The organism is Methylobacterium sp. E-041, assembly GCF_022829665.1.
Lineage (GTDB): Bacteria > Pseudomonadota > Alphaproteobacteria > Rhizobiales > Beijerinckiaceae > Methylobacterium.
On record NZ_JAKSYQ010000129.1, the window covers coordinates 1 to 484 of the forward strand.

Below are 484 nucleotides of genomic sequence, written 5' to 3' on the forward strand. Positions count from 1 at the left end.
CCTCGTCGACGCGAGGACTCGGCGCGGGCCCGGCGCCCGGCGGTGGCGGTTCAGCCAGGCCGGGATCGTCACCACGGACCTGATGCTGCTCGACGCCAGCCCGAGCGCACCGATCGGACAGCTCGACCGAGAGCGCTCCGGCCTCTGATGGCGGCGATCGACGCCTGCAACGCCCGGTTCGGCCGCGGCAGCTCGGCGACCTGCGTCGTGTAGCGCAGCGTGCGCATCTCGAACTTCGTGCTCCACGTCCGCTTCTCCACGAGACCAACCCGGGCGGGGACGACGCTGCCGCGGCCGAACCGGGCGTTGCAGGCGTCGACCGCCGCCATCAGAGGCCCGGAGCCCACTCGGCCGAGCTGTTCGATCGGTGCGCGCGGGCTGGCGTCGAGCAGCATCAGGTCCGTGATGACGATCCCGGCCTCGCTGAACCGCCACGGCCCGGCGCCGGGCTCGCGCCAAGTCCTCGCCACGCCGAGGCGAGCGG

Annotated in this window: 1 protein-coding gene; it reads right to left on the bottom strand. The window is 73.8% G+C overall.

Going from position 1 to position 484, the window contains the following annotated elements; all coding sequences use genetic code 11:
* Positions 1–68 precede the first annotated feature (68 nt).
* Positions 69–484, bottom strand: a 416-nt coding sequence (locus MKK70_RS11620; RefSeq protein ID WP_243947842.1) for a DUF4113 domain-containing protein, incomplete at its 5' end; no start/stop codon positions are given.